Origin of the sequence: Paraburkholderia sp. RL18-085-BIA-A, assembly GCF_046027075.1 — a bacterium.
Classification (GTDB): domain Bacteria; phylum Pseudomonadota; class Gammaproteobacteria; order Burkholderiales; family Burkholderiaceae; genus Paraburkholderia.
This window is the reverse complement of record NZ_JARESU010000027.1, coordinates 13,415-33,240: the sequence shown is the minus strand read 5'-3', so window position 1 is coordinate 33,240 and position 19,826 is coordinate 13,415. Positions and strand designations below refer to the sequence as shown.

Annotated in this window: 15 protein-coding genes and 1 pseudogene; 9 read left to right on the top strand and 7 right to left on the bottom strand. The window is 64.3% G+C overall.

The window, feature by feature from the left end:
• Positions 1 to 118 precede the first annotated feature (118 nt).
• Both P0D89_RS19850 and P0D89_RS19845 read left to right on the top strand, forming a co-directional pair.
• Complete coding sequence (locus P0D89_RS19850; protein WP_408357643.1) at positions 119 to 1,309, top strand: NAD(P)H-dependent flavin oxidoreductase; 1,191 nt, start codon at positions 119 to 121, stop codon at positions 1,307 to 1,309.
• Positions 1,310 to 1,409: 100 nt separating this feature from the next.
• On the top strand, positions 1,410 to 2,042 hold the full coding sequence (locus P0D89_RS19845) for an OmpW/AlkL family protein (protein ID WP_408357719.1): 633 nt from the start codon (positions 1,410 to 1,412) through the stop codon (positions 2,040 to 2,042).
• Positions 2,043 to 2,182: 140 nt separating this feature from the next.
• Here the strand turns inward: P0D89_RS19845 and P0D89_RS19840 are convergent, their stop codons facing one another.
• Both P0D89_RS19840 and P0D89_RS19835 read right to left on the bottom strand, forming a co-directional pair.
• Positions 2,183 to 2,386, bottom strand: coding sequence for a DUF1289 domain-containing protein (locus P0D89_RS19840; RefSeq protein ID WP_408357644.1), 204 nt, complete (start codon positions 2,384 to 2,386; stop codon positions 2,183 to 2,185).
• 177 nt (positions 2,387 to 2,563) lie between these two features.
• Positions 2,564 to 3,868: an Nramp family divalent metal transporter gene (locus P0D89_RS19835; RefSeq protein ID WP_408357645.1), complete on the bottom strand. Its 1,305-nt coding sequence runs from the start codon at positions 3,866 to 3,868 to the stop codon at positions 2,564 to 2,566.
• 534 nt (positions 3,869 to 4,402) lie between these two features.
• Here P0D89_RS19835 and P0D89_RS19830 point away from each other — a divergent pair.
• The 4 genes from P0D89_RS19830 to P0D89_RS19815 all read left to right on the top strand — a co-directional run bounded on the left by P0D89_RS19830 (position 4,403) and on the right by P0D89_RS19815 (position 8,489).
• On the top strand, positions 4,403 to 5,503 hold the full coding sequence (locus tag P0D89_RS19830; protein ID WP_408357646.1) for a polyamine ABC transporter substrate-binding protein: 1,101 nt from the start codon (positions 4,403 to 4,405) through the stop codon (positions 5,501 to 5,503).
• A 90-nt stretch (positions 5,504 to 5,593) separates the two neighbouring features.
• Positions 5,594 to 6,745: an ABC transporter ATP-binding protein gene (locus P0D89_RS19825; RefSeq protein ID WP_408357647.1), complete on the top strand. Its 1,152-nt coding sequence runs from the start codon at positions 5,594 to 5,596 to the stop codon at positions 6,743 to 6,745.
• Complete coding sequence (locus P0D89_RS19820) at positions 6,742 to 7,671, top strand: ABC transporter permease subunit (RefSeq protein WP_408357648.1); 930 nt, start codon at positions 6,742 to 6,744, stop codon at positions 7,669 to 7,671. Before P0D89_RS19825 ends, P0D89_RS19820 begins: the two co-directional genes overlap by 4 nt.
• The gene (locus P0D89_RS19815; protein ID WP_408357649.1) at positions 7,671 to 8,489 is read left to right on the top strand and encodes an ABC transporter permease subunit; all 819 of its coding nucleotides are present in this window, start codon (positions 7,671 to 7,673) and stop codon (positions 8,487 to 8,489) included. Before P0D89_RS19820 ends, P0D89_RS19815 begins: the two co-directional genes overlap by 1 nt.
• A 57-nt stretch (positions 8,490 to 8,546) precedes the next feature.
• On the opposite strand, the gene P0D89_RS19810 is transcribed toward P0D89_RS19815, so the two are convergent.
• A complete protein-coding gene (locus P0D89_RS19810) occupies positions 8,547 to 9,950 on the bottom strand; it encodes a methyl-accepting chemotaxis protein (protein WP_408376998.1) in 1,404 nt (467 codons plus the stop codon).
• Between the two features lie 453 nt (positions 9,951 to 10,403).
• Positions 10,404 to 11,894 (bottom strand): flavin-containing monooxygenase, encoded by a 1,491-nt coding sequence (locus tag P0D89_RS19805; protein WP_408357650.1) that lies wholly within the window; start codon positions 11,892 to 11,894, stop codon positions 10,404 to 10,406.
• Positions 11,895 to 12,020: 126 nt separating this feature from the next.
• Between P0D89_RS19805 and P0D89_RS19800 the strand changes: the two are divergent.
• A pseudogene (locus P0D89_RS19800) lies at positions 12,021 to 12,240 on the top strand (TetR family transcriptional regulator); the annotation flags it as partial.
• A 162-nt stretch (positions 12,241 to 12,402) separates the two neighbouring features.
• Here P0D89_RS19800 and P0D89_RS19795 read toward each other — a convergent pair.
• The 3 genes from P0D89_RS19795 to P0D89_RS19785 all read right to left on the bottom strand — a co-directional run bounded on the left by P0D89_RS19795 (position 12,403) and on the right by P0D89_RS19785 (position 15,529).
• Positions 12,403 to 13,593, bottom strand: a complete 1,191-nt coding sequence (locus P0D89_RS19795; protein ID WP_408357651.1) for a tetratricopeptide repeat protein — start codon at positions 13,591 to 13,593, stop codon at positions 12,403 to 12,405.
• Between the two features lie 116 nt (positions 13,594 to 13,709).
• Positions 13,710 to 14,390 carry a PspA/IM30 family protein gene (locus P0D89_RS19790; RefSeq protein WP_408357652.1) on the bottom strand — a complete coding sequence of 227 codons (681 nt, stop codon included), beginning with the start codon at positions 14,388 to 14,390 and terminating at the stop codon, positions 13,710 to 13,712.
• A gap of 497 nt (positions 14,391 to 14,887) precedes the next feature.
• Positions 14,888 to 15,529: a hypothetical protein gene (locus tag P0D89_RS19785; RefSeq protein ID WP_408357653.1), complete on the bottom strand. Its 642-nt coding sequence runs from the start codon at positions 15,527 to 15,529 to the stop codon at positions 14,888 to 14,890.
• Positions 15,530 to 16,034: 505 nt separating this feature from the next.
• On the opposite strand from P0D89_RS19785, the gene P0D89_RS19780 reads away from it, so the two are divergent.
• The gene (locus P0D89_RS19780) at positions 16,035 to 18,536 is read left to right on the top strand and encodes a penicillin-binding protein 1A (RefSeq protein WP_408357654.1); all 2,502 of its coding nucleotides are present in this window, start codon (positions 16,035 to 16,037) and stop codon (positions 18,534 to 18,536) included.
• Between the two features lie 375 nt (positions 18,537 to 18,911).
• Positions 18,912 to 19,790, top strand: coding sequence for a lipid A biosynthesis lauroyl acyltransferase (locus P0D89_RS19775; RefSeq protein WP_408357720.1), 879 nt, complete (start codon positions 18,912 to 18,914; stop codon positions 19,788 to 19,790).
• Positions 19,791 to 19,826: the final 36 nt, after the last annotated feature.

Below are 19,826 nucleotides of genomic sequence, written 5' to 3'. Positions count from 1 at the left end.
GGCATCAACCAAACGATGTGCGCGCCCCATTCATTCTCCACCGCCTTGACCTGACGCAAAGCAGTCCGCGCCCGACAGCCGATCATCAACGGCTTGAAAATTCGTCATCGGGCCGGTCATGCTCAACACTCACTCCTTCCCGCCGCTGATGATCCGCGGCCGCTCGCTGCTGCCGGTCGTGCAAGGCGGCATGGGCGTAGGCATCTCAGCCCACCGGCTGGCCGGCAGCGTCGCCCGTGAGGGTGCGCTCGGCACCATCGCCAGCATCGATCTGCGCCACCATCATCGCGACCTCGTCGAGCTGTGCCGCCAGTCGCCCGACACGGCGACGCTCGAACAGGCCAACCTGATCGCGCTGGAGCGCGAAATCCGCGCGGCCAGAGCCGTCAGCGAAGGGCACGGGATGATCGCCGTCAACGTGATGAAGGCGCTCAGCGCGCAGGCGGACTATGTGCGCGTGGCCTGCGAGAGCGGCGCCGATGCGATCGTGATGGGCGCGGGCCTGCCTCTCGATCTGCCGGACATGACCGAAGGCCGCGACATCGCGCTGATCCCGATCCTGTCGGATAGCCGCGGCGTCTCGCTCGTGCTGAAGAAGTGGATGAAGAAGGGCCGCTTGCCCGACGCGGTCGTGATCGAACATCCGGCGCACGCGGGTGGACATCTCGGTGTCGGCAATCTCGCCGACATGCATGACCGGCGCTTCGACTTCCTGCGGATCCTCGAAGAGCTCGAAACCGTGTTCGCATCGCTCGGCCTGAAGCGCCGGGACGTGCCGGTAATCGTCGCGGGCGGCATCAACAGTCACGCGGCCGTGCGCGAGCTGCTGAACGCGGGCGCGAACGGCGTGCAGCTCGGCACGCCGTTCGCCGTCACCGAGGAGGGCGATGCGCATCCGAACTTCAAGCGCGTGCTGGCCGACGCGACGCCTGACGACATCGTCGAATTCGTCAGCGTGACGGGGCTGCCCGCGCGCGCCGTGAAAACGCCGTGGCTGATGCGCTATCTGCGCCATGAAGCGAAGATCCGCGAGAAGGTCGGCGCGCTCAAGCACGCGTGCCCGACCGCGCTCGAATGCCTGAGCGTGTGCGGCTGGCGCGACGGGGTCGAGAAGTTCGGCCACTTCTGCATCGACACACGGCTCGCCGCGGCCTTGCGAGGCGACGTAGCCAACGGCCTGTTTTTTCGCGGCCGCGAAGCGTTGCCGTTCGGCACCGCGATTCGCAGCGTCCACGATCTGCTCGAACTGCTGCTGACCGGCGCGACGCGGCCGGCTGTCGCAGGGCGATGGTCGTTCTCGCTGGGTTGATACGGGGCAACGCGCTGCCTGACGGGAACTTCGACAATCTCCGCGCGAAATCGACCATTCATCACACGGGGAAGCACATGAAGTACTCGTTCAGAAAAAAATCCAGGCCGCCGCTGTTGCAGCGAGCCTGCTATGCGCGGCGGCGCTCGCGCCGCACGCGCACGCCGCCGGCGACGACGCGCTGAGCGGCATCCACGCAGGCGACGTGCTGGTGCGTCTGCGCGCGATCAGCATCGTGCCGAACGTGGACACCAGCCACACGCTGTCGGCGCTCACCGTGGGTGTCAACAACGCCATCGTGCCTGAGCTGGATCTGACCTACATGATTCGCGACGACCTGGGCGTCGAGCTGATTCTCGCCACGTCGCGCCATCAGGTGACGTCGAGCCTCGGCGGTCTGGGCGGCGTGAACGTGTTGCCGCCCACGCTGCTGCTGCAATATCACTTCAACCACGCGGGGCGCATTCGGCCGTATCTCGGTGCCGGTCTCAACTACACGCTGTTCTATAACAACGGGCTGAACGCGGGCGGTCAGCCAATCTCCATCAGCAATGACAGCTTCGGCCCCGCGTTGCAGGCCGGTCTGGACGTGCAGGTCACCAGGTCGCTGTTCGTCAATGCGGACATCAAGAAAATCTGGATGCACACGGATGCGTCGCTCGGCGACCAGCCGCTCGGCCGGCTGAGCATTGATCCGGTGGTCGTCGGTCTGGGCGTGGGGATGCGGTTCTGATTGGCGCGCGGCGCGAGCCGCGCTCGCCATGCAAAACGCCGGGGGGCAGCTCAGTTTCAGCTGCACCCTCGGCGGTTTTTGTCGCTTGCCGTTTTGAGGCGCAGCGCCCGTATCCATCGATAGGGGCGCTGCGCGAAAGACTACAGCCTGTCGTTCTGAAAGCGCATGGCCGTGCCTTCCCGCTCGATGCGCAGCCACACGGCGCGCTTTTCCTCGTCGCTCAGGAACACCCAGTTGGACACTTCGGCGGCGGTGCGGCCGCAGCCTTTGCAAACCTCGTCGAATAGCGTGGAGCACACGCCGATGCACGGACTGTCGGGAAGATCGTGGAGATTCGATGCCATCGGAAACCTTGGAGCGGAGAAGCGAAGTCCCGCTATGTTAACCGATGCGCGCACGGTGCGCGGAGGCGAGCAGCAGGGCCGAGATTCGAGTGTGCGTTGTTCGTGCGCGGTCAGCGGCAAGCGGCGGATCTTCCATAGACGGCCACGCGCCGGCAAGGTCGAGCCACGCGCCAAACACTACACGCCGAACGCCAGTTGCCACAGCAACGCCCCATTCAGCACCACGATGAACCCAGCGCACAGCCACGCCACCGCGAGCGGCACGCCGCGCACGCGCCAGCCGTGCATCAGGTCGGCGTTCGACGTGGAGCGGATCAACGGCACGACCGCGAGCGGCAATTGCAGGCTCAACACCACCTGGCTCGCCACCAGCAACTGGTTGGAGCCATGCTGGCCGAATAGCGCGACCGCGAACAGCGCCGGCCCGATCGCCAGCGCGCGCGTGAGCAGCGCACGCTTCCAGCGCGGCAGCCGGATCTGCAGGAAGCCTTCCATCACCGCCTGACCGGCCAGCGTGCCGGTGACCGTCGCACTCAGCCCGCACGCCAGCAGCGCCGCCGCGAACAGGATGCTGGCCCAGCGTGTGCCGACGAGCGGTGCGATCAGGCGGTGGGCGTCGGCGAGATCGGTCACGTCGCGATGGCCGCTTGCGTAGAACACCGCGGCGGCCACGATCAGCAGCGCGGCGTTGATCACGAAGGCAAACGAAAGCGATGCGAAGGTATCGATGTTGACCACCTGCAACGCGGCCTTGATCTGCGCGTCGCTGCCTTCGGGCGCGTGATGCTTGACGAGCGCCGAGTGCAGATAGAGGTTGTGCGGCATCACCGTCGCGCCGACTATGCCCGCCGCCAGCCACAGCATGCCCGCGTTGCGCAGCAACTCGACGCTCGGCGCGGTGCCGGCCAGCGCGGCGTGCCAGTCGGGCCGCGCGAGCGCCAGCTGAACCACGAAGCACAGGCCGACGAAGCCGATCAGCGCCGCGATCACCGCTTCGAGCTTGCGGCCGCCTTTCTGCTGGAGCGCGAGCAGGGCGAACGTGCAGACCGCCGACATCAGCACGCCGACTGTCAGCGACACCCCGAGCAGCAATTGCAGCGCGACGGCGCTGCCCACCACCTCGGCGACGTCGCACGCGATGATCGCGACTTCGCTGGTCAGCCACAGGAACAGGGTGCCGCGCCGGCCGGTACGCTCGCGGCAGATTTGCGCGAGATCGCGCCCGGTCACGACGCCCAGGCGCGACGACAGCCATTGCAGCAGCATCGCCATCAGGCTCGACAGCAGCACCATGCCGAGCAGGCGGTAGCCGTAGCCCGCGCCGGCGCCGAGCGCGGTCGCCCAGTTGCCGGGGTCGATATAGCCGACCGCGATCAACGCGCCCGCGCCGACGAACGAAAACCAGTGCGCAGGACGCGTCGGCCCGCCGTCCGGCAGACGCCGGCGGCGGTTGGGTCGCAGCGCGAACGGGTTGGTGTTCATCTATGCCTGAGGTTCGAGACCACATCCTCTCGCAAGCCATGTGCCCAGCGTGCGCTGGTGCGCGGCGCGGGCGGCCCGGAGCCGGTGCGGCGCCACAATAGGCGGCGTGGCGGCAGTCAGTCTCCTGACGGCTATTGTGCACCGTCGAACGGCTGGCGGCTCATGCCCGTCTCAGGCGAGGGTGGGAGCAATGCCGTCGGGTCTTGCATGGAGACATCGGCCGCAATCCGTAGGCAAGCACAAGCACATGTACGAGCACGCCACCAACCACCCAAGCCCCCCAACTTGACAACGAGATAACAACACGAGTGCCGCTCGCGTTTTTTTCGGGTAGACACGCGCCGATAACCCGCTAAAATTGCGCGCATTTTCCAATGGTGCGGCTTGAGCTGTACCGTTTGCGCGACAGTCGGGCGTTTTTTTTGGAGCGCGCAATAATTGATGGTAGTTTTCGGGTTTTTCAGGGGAGCCGCGCGCGATGGCGCGGTCTGAGTGACGACGGTCGGCGCGAGCCGGTCAGGATCGGAGAACAGGATGAAAAGACGGGTAGTGGGGCAAGTGGCCGCGCTGATGCTGTGCGCGATGCCATGGTTGACGGCCGCAGCGAAAGATACGCAACTGAACGTGTATAACTGGTCCGATTACATCGCCAAAGACACCATTCCGAACTTCACCAAGCAGTCCGGCGTCCAGGTCAAATACGACAACTACGACAGCGACGACACGCTGCAAGCCAAGCTCCTCACCGGCAATTCCGGCTACGACATCGTCGTGCCGACCAGCAACTACGCCGGCAAGCAGATCGCCGCGGGCATCTTCGAGCCGCTCGACAAGTCGAAGCTGCCGAACCTGAAGTACCTCGACCCGTCGCTGATGGCGCTCGTGGCCGGCGCCGATCCGGGCAACAAGTACACGGTGCCCTGGGCGTACGGCACGACCGGTCTCGCGTACAACGTCACCAAAGTCCAGCAGATTCTCGGCAAGAACACGCCGCTCGACAGCTGGGACATCCTGTTCAAGCCGGAAAACATTTCGAAGCTGAAGGCCTGCGGCGTGTCCGTGCTCGACGCGCCGGACCAGATGTTCGCCGCGGCGCTGCATTACATCGGCAAGGATCCGATGAGTACGAACCCGGCCGACTACCGCGCCGCGCTCGAGATGATGAAGAAGATCCGCCCATACATCACGCAGTTCAACTCGTCGGGCTACATCAACGACCTGGTCGGCGGCGACGTGTGCTTCGCGTACGGCTGGTCGGGCGACGTCGTGATCGCCAAGCATCGCACGGCCGAAGCGAAGAAGCCGTACAAGATCGAGTACTTCATTCCGAAGGGCGGCGCGCCGGTCTGGTTCGACGTGATGGCGATCCCGAAGGATGCGAAGCATAAGGAAGCCGCGCTCGAGTGGATCAACTACATCGAAACGCCGCAGGTGCATGCCGCGATCACCAACTCCGTCTACTACCCGAGCGCGAACCTCGAAGCGCGCAAGTACGTGGACAAGGACGTGGCGAACGACCCGGCCGTGTATCCGCCGCCTGAAGTCATCAAGACCCTGTTCCTGCTCAAGCCACTGCCGCAGGAAATCCAGCGGCTGCAAACGCGGCTGTGGACTGAGTTCAAGTCCGGCCGCTGACTCGCGGCAGCAGAACGGGTAAGCATCATCCTGAAGCCCTCGGTGTTCACCGGGGGCTTTGTTCGTCAAACGCCGGAGTGAAGCAGCATCATGATAAGTAGTGACCAGTCGGGCGCACTGGCCGCGGGCCTGAACGCCGTTACGGGGGACGCCGCGGACCAGTTCATCCAGATCGTCGACGTCGTGAAGAAGTTCGGCGAGACCGTGGCGGTCAAAGGGGTCAATCTGTCGGTGAAGAAGGGCGAGCTGTTCGCGCTGCTCGGCAGTTCGGGCTGCGGCAAGTCGACCTTGCTGCGCATGATGGCGGGGCTCGAGACCGTGACCTCGGGCAAGATCCTGATCGGCGGCGAAGACCTTGCGCAATTGCCGCCGTATCGCCGGCCGGTCAACATGATGTTCCAGTCGTACGCATTGTTTCCGCATATGACGGTGGAGGCCAACGTCGCCTTCGGTCTGAAACAGGAAGGCGTGCGGAAGGCCGAATTGAACGAGCGCGTGCAGACCGCGCTCGAACTCGTGCAGATGGGCCGCTTCGCGAAGCGCAAGCCGCATCAGCTGTCGGGCGGGCAGCAGCAGCGCGTGGCGCTGGCGCGTTCGCTCGTCAAGCGGCCCAAGCTGCTGCTGCTCGACGAGCCGATGTCCGCACTCGACAAGCAGATCCGCCAGCGCACGCAGATAGAGCTGGTCAACATTCTCGACAAGGTCGGCGTGACCTGCATGATGGTCACGCACGATCAGGAAGAGGCGATGACGATGGCGGACCGCCTCGCCGTGATGAGCGAAGGCCAGATCGTGCAACTCGGCACGCCGCATGAAGTGTACGAGTATCCGAACAGCCGCTTTTCGGCGGAGTTCATCGGCTCGACCAATCTGTTCGAAGGCCATACGGTCGAGGACGAACCCGACTACGTGTTCATCGAAACGCCCGACCTGCCGTGCCGTCTGTATGTGAGCCACGGCATCACCGGGCCGCTCGGCATGCCGGTGACCATTTCGGTGCGTCCCGAGCGCATCGCGCTTACGCGCAAGCCGCCCGAAGGCGCGTACAACTGGGGCAAGGGCGTCGTCACGAATGTCGCTTACATGGGCGGCTATTCGCTGTATCACCTGAAGCTCGACGGCGGCAAGACGGTGATCGCGAACGTGACGAGCCTCGCGCTCACCGAGATCGATCCGCCCACGTGGGGCGATGAAGTGTACGTGCGCTGGAGCGCGTCGGCCGGCGTGGTGCTGACGTCATGAAGCGCGTGCTCAATGCGTTCGTCAGCTGGCCGGTGCGGCGCTTTAATCTCACCGGCCGCAGCGCGGTGGTGGCGGGGCCGTTCGTCTGGCTGCTGCTGTTTTTCCTCGTGCCGTTCCTGCTGGTCGTGAAGATCAGCTTCGCCGATTCTCAGCTCGGCATTCCGCCGTACACGCAACTGGTCAACTTCGCGGAAGGCGCGATTCATATCACGCTCGACCTGTCGCATTACGCGTTTCTGCTGACCGACAGCCTCTATTTCGCGACCTATGTGAATTCGGTGGTGGTCGCCGCGATCTCGACCGTGCTGTGTCTGTTGATCGGTTATCCGATGGCGTATTACATCGCGCGTTCGAATCCGGCGAGCCGCAACGTGTTGATGATGGCGGTGATGCTGCCGTTCTGGACGTCGTTCCTGATTCGCGTGTACGCATGGATCGGCATCCTGAAGAACAACGGCTTGCTGAACAACTTCCTGATGTCGATCGGGCTGATCCATTCGCCGATCGAGCTGTATCACACGAACACCGCGGTCTATATCGGCATGGTGTATTCGTACCTGCCGTTTCTCGTGATGCCGCTGTACGCGCATCTGGTGAAGATGGACCTGACCCTGCTCGAAGCCGCGTACGACCTCGGCGCGAAGCCGTGGAAGGCATTCTGGCAGATCACGTTGCCGTTGTCGAAGAACGGCATCATCGCCGGTTGTCTGCTGGTGTTCATCCCGGCAGTGGGCGAATACGTGATTCCTGAACTGCTGGGTGGCGCGAACACGCTGATGATCGGCCGCGTGATGTGGAATGAGTTCTTCGACAACGCCGACTGGCCGATGGCCTCCGCGGTGACGTGCGCGATGGTGTTGCTGCTGCTGGTGCCGATGGCCTTGTTCCAGCACGCGCAAGCGAAGGCGATGGAGGAAAGGCGCTGATGAAGCCGAACCGGATTTTGCAGTTGATTGCCCTGGGGATCGGGTTTCTGTTTCTGTACATCCCGATCGTGAGCCTGGTGGTGTATTCGTTCAACGAGTCGCAGCTGGTCACCGTGTGGACGCGCTTTTCGACGCGCTGGTACGCGGCGCTGCTGCGCGATGACGAACTGATCGCGGCGGCCTGGCTGTCGTTGCGGATCGGCTTGCTGACGGCGTTCGCGTCGGTGATCATCGGTACGTGGGCCGGTTTCGTGCTCGCGCGCATGGGACGGTTCCGCGGCTTCACGTTGTATACCGGCATGATCAACGCACCGCTGGTGATTCCCGAGGTGATTCAGGGCATCTCGTTGCTGCTGCTGTTCATCGAAATGGCGAAGTGGTTGGGGTGGCCGGCGGGGCGCGGCATTTTCACGATCTGGATCGGGCACGTGATGCTGTGCATTTCGTATGTCGCGATCATCGTGCAATCGCGCGTGAAGGAGCTGCACCCTTCGCTCGAAGAAGCCGCGCTCGACCTCGGCGCCACGCCGCTGCGCGTGTTCTTCTTCATCACGGTGCCGCTGATTTCGCAGGCGCTGGTGTCCGGCTGGCTGCTGTCGTTCACGTTGTCGATCGACGATCTGGTGCTGTCCGCGTTCCTGTCCGGTCCCGGTTCGACGACGCTGCCGCTGGTGGTGTTCTCGCGCGTTCGGCTCGGGCTGAACCCGGAAATGAATGCGCTCGCGACGCTGTTCATCGCGGTCGTGACGGTTGGCGTGGTGGCGGCCAACTACTTCATGCAGCGCGCGGAGCGCAGGCGTGCTGTGATGGCGGTCTAAACCGACGTGCGTCGCGTGGACCGCACGTTCAGTGCGGCGCGCGACGCCCGCCCGCGTTCAAACCTTATAGCCAATCCGCACGCTGCCCCAATGCCGTCCGCCGACGAATACCGGCGCCGACGCATCCTTCATCAGCACGAACTGGCCGCCGCCCATGTCGCGGCGGTACGTCTGGAGTAAAAACTTCTTTGTATGCGTCGCAGCCGCAATCCCGGTGCGATCGTCGAACATGCGCCGGTTGCGGCAGTTCGCCATGTTCCACACGACGTCGTCGCGCGGCGGCAGCGAGAACTTCAGATTGTGAGTCGGCAGATAACCCCGCGCATCGACCGCGGCGCAGAACGCGACACGCGGATCGAGGTCGAGCAGAGGTTCCTGAATCGCGGGCAGCACGCGGTCCGTGAACGCGGTGAAGCGTGTCAGGAACTGCGGCGGGCTGGTCCCCGCCACCGGCACATAGTGCTGGTCGAACAGGTCTTCGAGCGATACGTCGCCGCGCGCCACCGCCGCTTCGAACAGCTTGCTTACGGCTGCGGCGGCCTGCTGCACCGCTTCGATGAAGCGCGTGTCGTCGGTTTCGACGCCGGTTGCCGCGGTCAGCTCGATCAGCGTCTCGGACACGCCAAGCAGATTGCCCAGACGGTCCTTCGCCTGCACGAAGTTTTCGCTCGAGTCCTCGACGCCGCTCGCCATTTCCAGCACCTGCGCTTCGAGCCCGTCGCACTGCGTTTCGATTTCGCCGGTCAGCGCCGCGATCTGGCCGGCCTCGTTGTTCAGATGCGCGATCGCGTCGCCCGTTGCATGCACGACGTCGCCGATCTTGCGCGTGCCTTCGCGCACGCGATGCGCCCGCGCGGTGTTCACCGAGCCTTCGTTGATCAGCTGTTCGGTCTGCTGCGTGATCTGCGCGAGAGTCGTCTCGATCTGCCCGGTGGCCTGCGCCGTTTTCGCCGACAGGTTCTTCACCTCGGCGGCCACCACCGCGAAGCTCCTGCCGGAGTCGCCGGCGCGGGCGGCTTCGATCGCGGCGTTCAGCGCGAGCAGATGAGTCTGGCGGGCGATCAGCGAGATTTCCTCGGACACGCGGCTTACATGCGCCAACGCGCTGCGCAGCGCGCCGATCTGGCTCTCGATCACCGTCACGCCTTCGACCAGCCTGTGAATGTCGGCGAGTGATGCTTCGAGCGTTTGCTGCGACTGCTGCACGCCGGTCGCGGCTTCGGCCGACACGTTGCTCATTTCGCGCGCGGCCGCGGCAATCCGGTGATTGCCCGCGAGCGTTTGCGCGGCGGACTCGCGCAGCGCCCGGCATACCTGCGCCTGACGCTGCACGCGAGCGGCGACTTCCTCGACGTGGCCCGATACGTCGCAGATCTCGATACCCAGTTTGCCGGCTTGCGCGGCAATATCGCCGACGACCGTGCGCGAACGGGCCGCTCGGCGAAAACTGAAACGCGTCATGGTCGTCTCCTTGATGGCGCGGGTGGGGCGGGGATGTGGGTGTGCGGGCGAGCCACTACCGGCGCGGTCACCCGGCGTCGATGCAGCGTGTTATCCGTGCATTTACGGCACGCTTTCAACCGACTTGATACGGGGTATCCCGCAGTCGTTATCATGTGCGCTCGTATCGAACCGCGGTTCGCAGCCCTTTCTTTTTCTTACCGGCAATCCATGATCGACTCTTTCGCACGCGTTTCGGGCTGGGAACAGCTCTATTACCTGTGGGAGCTGATCGTGCTGATCTGCAAGTTTCTGTGGGGGCTCCTGCGGTTGTTGGGCGGCGGGTGAGCGTGATTGGGCGGGCGAGCGCGGGTCAGGTGAGGGCAGACGTGAAGGCGGGCGGGATTCGCGCGCTGACGCTGCGCGCGGCACGCTGGTGAGGCCGAGGCGCGCGGCGGTGTCAACGCGGCGGTGTCAACGCGCGAAGCGATAATCGCCCGGCCGCACACGCCGGGTGCGTTTGCGAAAGATGAAAGTGAACCCCGGCCACAGCGCGGTGACCTTGCCGCTCTTCGTCTGATACCAGCTATGGCAGCCGCTGACCCACACGGAGCGCTGCATTTCCTTCTGCAGGCGCGCGTTGAAATCACGTTGCACGTCGGGCCGCAGATTCATGGTGCGGGCGTTGCGCTCGCGCAGAACGCGCAGGCAGTCGGCGATGTATTGCACTTGCGACTCGATCATGTAGATCATCGAGTTGTGACCGAGCAAGGTGTTCGGGCCGACGAGCATGAAGAAGTTCGGGAAGTTCGCGATGCTGACGCCGAGGTAGGCCTCGGGGCCGTCGCGCAGCCACATCGCGCCGAGGTCCGCGCCGTCGATTCCAGTCACCTCGAACGGCGCGCCGACGTCGTTGACCTGGAAACCCGTGCCGCAAATGATCGCGTCCGCGCGGCGATGTGCGCCGTCGTCAGTGATGATGCCGTCCGCGACGATTTCGCGGATGCCGGCCGTCACCACGTCGACATTCGGTTGGCTGACTGCGCGATAGTAGTCGCTCGACAGCAGCACGCGCTTGCAGCCGAGCCGGTAGTTCGGCGTGAGCTTCGCGCGCAATGCCGGGTCCTTCACGCAGTGTTCGAGGTAGCTCCGGCTCAACCTCATCGGCAGCGTCATCAGCTTCGGGTTGACCACGAATCCGAGCGCGCGCGATTCGAGCTGCCAGTAGATCGCACTGCGCACGAAGCGCTGCGTAAGCGGCAGATGGCGGAACAGCCAGCGCGCACGCGGAGCGACCGGCTTGTCGGGCTTCGGCATGATCCACGGCGCGGTGCGCTGGAACAGATCGAGGTGCGCGACGCGCGGCTGGATTTGCGGCACGAACTGGATCGCGCTCGCGCCGGTGCCGATCACCGCGACGCGTTTGCCTTCGAGTGCATACGTATGGTCCCAGCGCGCCGAATGAAACAGTTTGCCTTCGAAGCGCTCGAGCCCTGTGAGCCGCGGCATGGCCGGGCGGGACAGCGGACCGCTCGCGGCGATCAGCACATCGGCTTCGCTATATTCGCGCGTGCCGTTCGCGATGATCTCGATGCGCCACAGTTGGCGCACTTCATCGAAACGCGCCGCAGCCACTTTCGCGTTACAGCGCACGTAACGCGCCACCTCATACTTGCGCGCGCAATGCTTCAGATACGCGAGGATTTCCGGCTGGCCGCCGAACGCGCGCGACCACGCCGGATTCGGCTCGAACGAAAACGAATAGAGATGGGAGGGCACATCGCAGGCCGCGCCGGGATAGGTGTTGTCGCGCCACGTGCCGCCGATGTCGCCGGCCGCCTCGTAGACCGTGAACGAGGTGAGGCCCATTTGCTGAAGACGGATCGCCATGCCGAGCCCGGCAAAGCCACTGCCGACAATCGCAATGCGTGGCGCGACGGGCGGGGCAGAGAGGGTTGGCGTCACGGCTGTCTCCGGTACGGGGCGACGGGAGAAAACAGGGGTTTGAACGAGCGCGTCTACATGTGTCTACTCAGTGGCGTAACACGCAGGTAGACAACTGTACGCCTGGCGATAAGAACGTATAAAGCGATGTTGTCAAATGTCGTGCAACTGGAGTTGATGCCCGACGCTGGCGCGTGAGGTCGTCGATGAAGTCTGCACGAAGATCGTGCTGCAACTGTTTCATCTGTCGGCCGAATACATCGACGCGGATGTCGCGCGCCGCGCCGCGCTGGTCGATTACGCGGAACGTTTCATCCTCAGGCGGTTCGCGGGGTCGGTGCTGCTTGCGCAGCATCAGGCGGAGAGGGGGCGTCGGCGCGGGGCTGATGGAAGTCTCGCGAGCCGCCATCTCGTGAAGCGAGTTGGAGTCGGCAAAAAACAGGCTCCGTGAGGAGCCCGTTTTTGAATTGCCGTGTGACTGATGGTCGCTGACTGCCGCATGCCTCATGCGGCGCGATGTCGCCGATGCTCAGGTGTCGGTCCAGCCGCCGGAATCGTCATTGCTGCCCATGTCGACGCCGCCGCCGTTATCGCTCCAGTCGTTCGAGCCCTGGCCAAAGTCGAGACCACCGCCATTGCCGCCGTCGTTGCCGCGGCGACGCGCTTCGTCGTCGACGATCACGTCACGCTCCACCACGCGCTCACGTCCGGAGTTCAGCGCTTCGCCGAGCAGCACGCCCGTGAGCAGGCCGCCCATGCCGCCGCCGAAACCGCCGCCGCCTTGCTGCACGATCACCGGTGGCTGCTGCTGATACGGACCTTGCTGCGGATAGGGCGCTTGCGGCGGATTGCCGAAACGCTCGGCTTCCTGCGCATACGGCGACTGCTGGCTGCCGGCGGCTGGTGCGGCAGCCGGATCGGGCCGCCCATCGGCGCGCGCGCGCAGGCTGCCGATGCGCTGCTCGAATTCGTCGAGCTGATACGGCGGCAGCGGATTCTTGCCGTTCGACAAGGTTTCGACGACGCCGCGCAACTGGTCTTCGGTCGCTTCGACTTCCTTCTCCAGCGCCTCATGACCTGGCGCGGTGGAGAGCTTAACGTCGAGTTTCAGCGAACGCACGGCATTGAGCATCTCGGTCGCGCGCTTCAGTTGCACGCGACGATCGTCGTCGGCGCGCGTATCGTCTTGCGTGCGGGCACGGCGCAGCGTCCAACGCAGCACCAATGCGATCACGCCGATCAGAACGATGATACCGATCCACATACCTACCCCCGGGCCATGCCGTTGTTGCGCTTGCGAGATCATCGCCGACTGTTGCTGCACAGCAGGCGCAGTCTGCTGTACGAACGGATTCGCGGCGCGGCCCGTACTGTTGCCGCCCGCGTCGCCCGCGCGCTCCGCATCCTTGCGGATGCGTGCTTCGGTTTGCGCGAAACGGCCCGGATCGGTGAAACGGATTTGCGGGTCGAGCGTCCTGGCCTGCTGCAGCTGGGCGAGCGCGTCGCCATAGCGGCCTTCGCGATCGAGCACCTGGCTGTACAGATAATGCGCGCGGGCATTGTTCGGGTGCGCCTGCAGCACCTCGCTCAGACCGGTGTCGGCCTGCTGCCAGTTGCCTTGCGACATGGCGGATTCGATCTGCTGAACCGTCGGCACGGCGAACGCCGCGGCCGACACCAGCAGCAACGAAGCGAACGCAGTTGCGAGAAATTTTTTCATTTACGGACCGGGCGCGTGGCGCCCGTCTCCTTCAGTCGTTTGCAGTGGCCGCGCATTGGCGTGGCCGGCATGCCGGACTTCCGCTCGCGGCCGTCCGGCGTGCACTGCCGACGCAATTACTGGGCCGGCGTGTTGATCTGCTTCTTCAACGCTTCCAGGCGTTCTTCGACGGACGGGCCGCGATTCAGATCCGCGAGCTTGTCGTCGAGCGCCTTGCCGCTTTTCACGTCAGCCGAATTCAGACGCGCATCCGAACGCGCATTCGACAACGCCACCTTGTCTTCGAGCTTCTGGAAATCTTCGGAAAGATTCTTGCCGCCGATGCCGCCCAACGCGGTGGCCGCGACGTCTTTCGCCTGAGCGATCTGCTGCTTGGCTTGCAGAATGTTCGAACGGGCGTTCAGGTCGTTGCGGCGGCTGCGCATGTCTTCGATCTGACTCTTGAGCTGCGCGACCGATGGTTCGAGCGTGGTCAGTTCCTTGGTCAGCGCATCGCGTTCGGCTTCGGCGGTGGCTTGCGCGCTGAGCGCTTCGCGGGCGAGCGCTTCGTCGCCGGATTGCAGCGCGCGCTTGGCGCCGTCTTCGTACTTCTTCGCCTTGTCCGCGGCAACATCGCGCTTGCTTTGCTGTGTGGCCACTTGCGCCTGAATCTCGATCAGCGAGTTCTCGGCTTTACCGATGCTTTCGTCGAGTTCGCGCACGATCTGGCGCGAGTCGCGCGACGGATCCTGCACGGAGTCGGCCGCGTCGTTCAGGAGACCTTTGAGCGTGCGCGAAATGCTGTCAAAAAGCGACATGAAAACCTCCAGAGAATGATGTTGGCGCTGCAAAATCCCGCGCGCTTAACTGCTTTCAACCGTTTACTTTACGCCGCTGCGCGCGAAGCTGCGCAACGTTCGGACCGGAGTTCGGGGCACGCTTCCCAATTGCAATAGCGAGCATGCAAATTGTTGTCTGGGAAGTCAGTGGCGGTGGTTTCAAAGGATTAAACGCGACGGGTATAGAGTAGCTGGCGGATATTACACCACGGGCCTTCTTAAAAACGGCTTAAAGGCTGCGATTGCGCAATGGCCCGCGCGGTGTGGCACGGCGCGGCGAAGTGAAGAAAACACGTGAAGTGCTTCTGATTGCGCAACGCGAATAGCGCGCGTGCCAACCGCTTTTACCTGTTGAACAGGTTGCTATTCAAATGCTTGAGCTTGCAATATCGAAAGCAGATTCATTTGAATCAATTTTGATGTAACGACATGCAACCGTTGATTCGCGTTGTGCGCAAAGCGCCTGTCATTTTGCGTCACGCGAAGCGGCCGCCTTCGGTACTCGGGTCGCTGCGGGGATTGTCGTCCTCGCGAGGCGTGTCGACGCGTGGGCGCTTCAGCACGTTGCGCTGTTGCGCCTCGACATCGGGCTGCTGCGGCGTCGAATCTTCACCGTCCGCCGCGCGCGCCGCTGCGACACGCGCGACTGCTTCGGCGGTCGCGGCCGCTTCCAGATCGACTTCGGCGGCGAGGGCGGCCGCCAAACCGGCAGGCAGCAGCGGACCAGGCGCTGCCGCAGGCGCGAGCGGCAGCGCACCGGCAACAGATGCCGATGCGGAACCCGCGCGGGCCGTTGGGCCCGCTGCCGACGCGTCGTCGGCAGACTCGCCGGCGATGTCTGCGTGCGCCTGCAACGCCGCCGGCAAGGTGGCACGCGCGTGCCGCGTGCCGCGCGCTACGCGCTGCAACGCGGCGTTAAGCGCGTCGGGTGCGCGCGGCGCGCGCAGCCGGTCGACGATGCTCGCCGCTTTCACCTGCTCGCTGGTCGCGCCGAAGCTCAACACGGCGCGCCGCATCAGCTCGCTGACGCTAATGCCCAGATTCTCGGCGGTGGCGGTGATCGCGCGTTTCTGCGCGGTCGTCACGAATACGACGATGCGCTCGCTGGGCTTGTTCATGATCGGCTCGCAGTCTTGTTGGCATTGGCGGGTCAAGGCGCGTATCTGACATACGCGGCGCGCGCATCGGTGTCCGCATCAGTGTCGTCACGCGCGCCGAGACCATCATATGACGAGTTGCACGGATGCGGAACGGTCGCGACATGAAAATCCCGTGACATCAACGAGTTGTGGGGTTTGCCGGCCGCTTGTCCACAGGCCTTTGCACATTTTCTGTTGATAACCGGAGGTCACCGGGGGAACACGCCGGGAATTGCACGAAACGACCAGCGCGCGCTGCGCGAAGGGAATTCTTACAAAAAAACTGCCTTGGGGCGGGCCTGATTTCTTTTAAAATACGCTGTTACGTTGCGCCGGACATGGTCCGAGGCGTGCCGTGCGGCCGGCCGGGGGCAAGCGGCAGCGCGGTGTTTTCCGCCTCAGGCTGCGATGCTCGATCACGACCCATGCGCGCGCGACGAGCGCGGGCAGAAAGGCGTTCAGTCATGCGCCCACTATTCCAGTCATGCCAATCATCAAACGACCGCATTCCTCCCATTCTCCGGCCGGTGAAGACCGGGACTCCAACCAACGCACTCCAGGACGCAATGCCGCTTCGCGCGACGCCGAGGCGGGCCGCCGCTCGTTCGGCGCGACGCTCGTCGTCTGGTTCGTCGGGCTGCTCGCGACCATCGCGGTGGTGGGCGCGCTGATCGTCGGCTATGCGCTGGTGGTGATGGGGCCGCAACTGCCGTCGCTCGACGCGCTGACCGACTATCGTCCGAAAGTGCCGCTGCGGGTCTACACCGCCGATCACGTGCTGATCGGCGAATTCGGCGAGGAGCGGCGCAGCCTCGTGCGCTTCCAGGACATTCCCGACCAGATGAAGAAAGCGGTGCTCGCGATCGAGGACTACCGCTTCTACGAACACGGCGGCGTCGACTTCGTGGGCATTCTGCGCGCCGGCTTTGCCGACCTCGCGCACGGCGGCGCGTCGCAGGGCGCGAGCACGATCACGATGCAGGTGGCGCGCAACTTCTTCCTGTCGAGCGAAAAGACCTATACGCGCAAGATTTACGAAATGCTGCTCGCGTACAAGATCGAGCGCGCGCTGACCAAGGACCAGATTCTCGAGCTGTACATGAACCAGATCTATCTGGGCGAGCGCGCGTACGGCTTTGCCGCGGCCGCGCGCGTGTACTTCGGCAAGGATCTGAAAGACATCACGCTGGCGCAAGCGGCAATGCTGGCCGGCCTGCCGAAAGCGCCGTCCGCGTACAACCCGGTGGTCAATCCGAAGCGCGCGAAGATCCGTCAGGAATACATTCTGAAGCGCATGCTCGAGCTGAAGTACATCAGCCAGGAGCAGTACGACCAGGCGGTGAAGGAAGAGATTCACACCAAGAACCCCGGCAACGAATACAGCGTGCACGCGGAGTACATCGCCGAAATGGTCCGGCAGATGATGTACGCGCAGTACAAGGACGAAACCTATACGCGCGGTCTGAACGTCACCACCACGATCGACTCGGCCGACCAGGACGCGGCGTATCGCGCAGTGCGCAAGGGCGTGATGGATTACGAGCGGCGCCACGGCTATCGCGGGCCGGAAGGCTTCGTGCAACTGCCCGAGCCGGGCGACGACCGCGATCAGACCATCGACGACGCGCTCACGGACCACCCGGACAACGGCGAGATCATCGCCGCCGTGGTGACGGACGCGAGTCCGAAGCAGGTGAAGGCGCAACTGGTGGACGGCACCCAGGTGACGATCAGTGGCGACGGCCTGCGTTTCGTCGCGGGCGCACTGAGCGCGCGCGCCACGGCCGCCACGAAGATCAAGCCGGGCTCGATCGTGCGCCTCGTCGCCGACGACAAGGGCAACTGGCAGATCACGCAATTGCCGCAAGTTGAAGGCGCACTCGTGTCGCTCACCCCGCAGGACGGCGCGATCCGCGCGCTGGTCGGCGGCTTCGACTTTAACAAGAACAAGTTCAATCACGTCACGCAGGCATGGCGTCAACCGGGTTCGAGCTTCAAGCCGTTCATCTATTCGGCGGCGCTCGACAAGGGCCTTGGACCGGCGACGATCATCAACGACGCGCCGCTGTACTTCCCCGCGAGCACGCCGGGCGGCGACGCGTGGGAACCGAAGGACGACGATCAGCCGGAAGGTCCGATGCCAATGCGCGTCGCGTTGCAGAAGTCGAAGAACCTGGTGTCGATCCGCATTCTGTCGTTCATCGGCACCAAGTACGCGCAGGACTTCGTCACGCAGCGCTTCGGTTTCGACGCCGACAAGACCCCGCCGTATCTGCCGATGGCGCTCGGCGCTGGGCTCGTCACGCCGCTGCAGTCGGCGGGGGCGTACTCGGTGTTCGCGAACGGCGGCTACCGTATCAATCCGTATCTGATCAGCGAAGTGACGGACGCGCGCGGCGAACCGCTGTCCAAGGCGCAGCCGCTCACGGCCGGGCGCGACGCGCCGCGCACGCTGGAGCCGCGCAACGCGTACATCATGAACAGCCTGTTGCATTCGGTCGCGACTGCCGGCACCGGCGCGGGCACCAATGTGCTGCATCGGTCGGACCTGCAAGGCAAGACGGGTACGACCAACGATGCGAAGGACGGCTGGTTCGCCGGTTATCAGCAGTCGCTGGTGGCGGTCGCGTGGATGGGTTACGACCAGCCGAAGAGCCTCGGCAGCCGCGAATTCGGCGCGCAGCTCGCGTTGCCGATCTGGGTCGAGTATATGCAGCGCGCGCTGCGCGGCGTGCCGCAGGCCGAACCGCAGCAGCCGGACGGCGTGACCACGGTGGACGGCGAACTGTTCTTTACCGACATGACGCCGGGCAACGGCTTCGTCGCCAGCATCGGTCTGGATTCGACGAATCCTTTGGCCGGCACGAGCGATGCAGTTGGCGGCGTGGGACCGGCGGGCATGACGCCGCCGGCGGTGCCGCCGCCGAGCGTGTCGTCGAACGAACGCAAGCAGATCATGGATCTGTTCGAGTCCAACAAGCCTTGATGAATACGCGGCGCGTGCTGGCCATGCGGCCGCACACGCCACGTGAGTTTTTGAAAGGCTAGGGGAAAACGAGGCCCGGCAACGGTTGGCGGCGTTTTTTGGGCGCTCGGGCCAGCAGATTATGTGCCCGCGCTCGGCGGTGTGTTTTAATCACGCCTGCGGTGCTTCTCACCTTGGGTCCAACCCGGACGCCCGATCCTCAAACGGTTTCGGCCGCCAGCACCACAGCGTCTCGCCGCGAGCGAAACGCCGCACTTCAGAACGCGTAGCGCGAGACCCGGTTTGACGCGCGCGCATGTCACTTCGATCGTTGGCAACCCAGGGGTTGCGGCGGCCGGTGTGTTCGTCATCCAGCATCCACCGGGTCCCCGTCTCGTGAAAGGTCGAATTCTCATCTGGCTGACGACGGCTCTGCTGCGCGCGTTCGCTTTGTTGCCCTACGGGGTGGTCGCGCGGATCGGCACTGGCGTCGGCGCGTTGCTGTACCGCATTCCGAGCACGCGCCGGCGCGTCGTGCATACCAATCTGAAGCTTTGCTTCCCGGACATGAGCGACGACGCGCGCGAACGTCTGGCGCGCGCGCACTTCTGCCATGTGATCCGCAGCTATGTCGAGCGCGGGCCGCAATGGTTCGGCAATGCGCAGGCGATTGCGCGCCTCGTCGAAGTGGAGAGTGCGATCGACCTCGCCGACATCCAGTCGCAGCCGACCATTTTCGTCGGCTTCCATTTCGTCGGCATCGAGGCGGGCTGCATGATGTATTCGACGCGCCACCCGGTCGCCTCGCTCTATACGCCGATGTCGAACCTGCTGCTCGACGCGATGGCCAAGCGCCAGCGCGGCCGCTTCGGCACGGAGATGATTCCGCGCAGCGATAGCGTGCGGCGCGCGTTGCGCGTGTTGCGCGAGGGCAAACCGGTGATGCTTGCCGCCGACATGGATTTCGGTTTGCGCGATTCGGTATTCGTGCCGTTTTTCGGCGTGCCGGCGTGCACGCTGACGTCGGTATCGCGGATGGCGCGCGCGGGCAACGCACGGGTAGTGCCGTTCGTGACGGAGGTGCTGCCGGACTATCGCGGCTACAAGCTGACCATTTTCGACGCGCTAAGCGATTTCCCTTCGGACGATGTGTCGGTCGACGCGCGTCGGATTACCGAGTTTCTCGAAACGCAGGTACGACGGATTCCTGATCAATATTATTGGGTGCATAAGCGGTTCAAGAATCGGCCGGCGGGCGAGGCGGGAGTTTATTGAGGGCGGGGCGCGCAGCCGTGGTTTACGGTTGGCAGA